Annotated in this window: 6 protein-coding genes; all 6 read right to left on the bottom strand. The window is 61.3% G+C overall.

The window, feature by feature from the left end; all coding sequences use genetic code 11:
* Positions 1–268, bottom strand: a 268-nt coding sequence (locus tag MJ643_RS30240; RefSeq protein ID WP_247727263.1) for a hypothetical protein, incomplete at its 3' end; no start/stop codon positions are given.
* On the bottom strand, positions 265–804 hold the full coding sequence (locus tag MJ643_RS30245) for a glycoside hydrolase family 104 protein (protein WP_047594978.1): 540 nt from the start codon (positions 802–804) through the stop codon (positions 265–267). The genes MJ643_RS30240 and MJ643_RS30245, both read right to left, overlap by 4 nt.
* 61 nt (positions 805–865) lie before the next feature.
* The gene (locus tag MJ643_RS30250) at positions 866–1,090 is read right to left on the bottom strand and encodes a hypothetical protein (RefSeq protein ID WP_247727264.1); all 225 of its coding nucleotides are present in this window, start codon (positions 1,088–1,090) and stop codon (positions 866–868) included.
* A gap of 59 nt (positions 1,091–1,149) precedes the next feature.
* Entirely contained in the window at positions 1,150–1,320 is a 171-nt protein-coding gene (locus MJ643_RS30255; RefSeq protein WP_196304926.1) for a hypothetical protein, read from the bottom strand.
* Positions 1,304–1,684, bottom strand: coding sequence for a hypothetical protein (locus MJ643_RS30260; protein WP_247727265.1), 381 nt, complete (start codon positions 1,682–1,684; stop codon positions 1,304–1,306). Before MJ643_RS30260 ends, MJ643_RS30255 begins: the two co-directional genes overlap by 17 nt.
* The coding region (locus MJ643_RS30265) for a hypothetical protein (RefSeq protein WP_247727266.1) at positions 1,681–2,057 on the bottom strand (377 nt) is incomplete at its 5' end. The genes MJ643_RS30260 and MJ643_RS30265, both read right to left, overlap by 4 nt.

Raw genomic sequence — 2,057 nt, forward strand, 5'->3', positions numbered from 1 at the left:
TATCTGCGCTGGCTTTAGCCTCGCCTACTGCCTTTTCGGCCCCGGCCTGGCGGGCGTTCGCGGCCAGGATCAGGTCGCCCAGAGCCTTGCCCTGCTCCCCCGCCAGGCCGCTGAGGTTGTCTCGGGCGGCCACGCAGGCGACCACTTTCCCATTGGCCTCGTCCAGCAGCGGGCGGTAGTGGCAAGCCGCGAGCCAGGCACCGCCGACGCCACCAAGGGCCACCAACAACACTCCCGCCAGTATCGGCACCATCAGTTTTTCGTTCACGCCGCCATCTCCCCGCCGCAGGCGCTGAACATCGCCAGAAGCTGATCCTGTGGCTTGGCCTCGGCCGCTCGCTCCGCTTCGTAGATGCCCAGCAGCGCGGCCAGTTTGTGCTCGCGCTGGCCATAGCCGGCACCGGGCAGGCTGGCCCAGATCGGGGCAGCCTTGGCGATCGCTTCGGCAATCCGGCCGGCTTTGATGAGCGGCAGCGCGCCGCACTCCGTCAGCAACTTGATTGCAGCCAGGTCCTGGGCCTCGGGAATGAAACGCCCCTTGAACCCATAGTTCTTCACGATGGCGTCCCAGGTGCCGGCGAGGAACTGGTACCGGCCGGCAGCGGAGCTGTAGATGCTGTACTTCGGCAGCCACACCTTCACCTTCGGGTGCTTGCTGTAGTCGCTGAACAGCTTGCCGCCCACCAGGACGTTGTACCCGTCGTCACTGGCCTTGATAGTCGAAGTGCCCTCGGACCAGGCCAGCATGTCCAGGAAGGCAATCACGTTTACGCCGCCGGCATCGGCGGCAGAAATTCGGGCCATGGTTTTCTCTAGGCAAAAAGAAGCCCGCACAAGGCGGGCGTGGGTTGACTGCGGGGGAATGTCAGGCGCCAGGTGCTTCAGGCTCAGGCGCCAGCTCGGCCGGATCTGCGACAGTGATGGCTACCGTGGCGGTGTAGTCCTTCAGCACCTGGGCGACACAGACCTGGGCGGCCGGGAACTGGGCCAGGATCGCCCGAGCGCGCGCATCGGCTTCCTCCTGGGTGGCAAAGCGGGTTTTGTTGGCGACTTCGTAGTCGTTGCTAAGGTTGATGGCGACATAAGGCATGGGTTTTCTCCAGACAAAAAGAAGCCCGCGCTAGGCGGGCATAGGTTGGTGTGCAGCATTCAAGCTTTCGGGTGTTGCTGTTTGACCCTCTGCAGGGTCGTGTAGAACGGTTCAGCCTTGGGCATCAGGCCCTGGTCCATGGCGTGCCAGAGCATGTCCAGTTGCTCCTCAACAGCCGGATACGCCTCCGCACGACGCTTGAGAGGATCGCTTTTATGGGTGATTTTCATAGGTAATATCCTGATCAAGTGCTGGCCAGGCTTGCACAGTGACTGTGTAAGTCCCTGGGTAAGCAAATTCCAGCTCAATGTCACTACCGTCTGCCTCGTAGATGAGCCCCTCGATTTTCACTGCAGCTCCGGCAGGCACCCCTTTCAACAGAGTGCCCTCCAGAAAAGCGGAGCCTGCAGGCCTAGCCAGAAGTTGGCCCCCGGCCACGTATTGCAGGGCCGGGACCGCAGGTGAACTCAAAGTCAGATAAGGCAGCGACGTGTTCAGCCGTAGAGAAAACTCGACGGTGTCAGGCGACCCGGACACGGTGAAGAGAATTTCGCCGCGATCGTTGAATGCCGCCAAATGCACAGCGTCAGTCATCGCTTAGCTCCCATTGCAAAGATATTCATGCCCGACACGGATACCCCAGAGTTCTCCCCCCACCAGCTCACGCTGATCACATGCTGCCCGGCACCGGCATAGACAGCGCCTTGCAGGTTCGGGAATCCGTCTGCCCAGTCACCACCGCCCTCTGCGATCAGCGTGCTGTTCACCCAAAGCCGGAATCGATACTGCCGGATTCCCGAGCCGAAACCTTGATAGCACCCAAACATCGCCTGAATGCTTCCTGGGGTATCGAGAGTCATTGCAACAGCCGCTAGGTCAATCCACACACCGCTACCACGACCGTAGATCGTGGTGTTGTTGGTGACCGACACAGGCACCGTCACTGCATTGCCACGAATGCGCAGCG

The organism is Pseudomonas sp. PNPG3, assembly GCF_023093815.1.
GTDB lineage: Bacteria > Pseudomonadota > Gammaproteobacteria > Pseudomonadales > Pseudomonadaceae > Aquipseudomonas > Aquipseudomonas asiatica.

What these genes read in the sequence shown, in the direction of transcription:
- MJ643_RS30260 (WP_247727265.1), bottom strand. Translation starts at nt 1,684, where the DNA reads ATGACTGACGCTGTGCATTTGGCGGCATTCAACGATCGCGGCGAAATT.
- MJ643_RS30250 (WP_247727264.1), bottom strand. Translation starts at nt 1,090, where the DNA reads ATGCCTTATGTCGCCATCAACCTTAGCAACGACTACGAAGTCGCCAAC.
- MJ643_RS30245 (WP_047594978.1), bottom strand. Translation starts at nt 804, where the DNA reads ATGGCCCGAATTTCTGCCGCCGATGCCGGCGGCGTAAACGTGATTGCC.
- MJ643_RS30255 (WP_196304926.1), bottom strand. Translation starts at nt 1,320, where the DNA reads ATGAAAATCACCCATAAAAGCGATCCTCTCAAGCGTCGTGCGGAGGCG.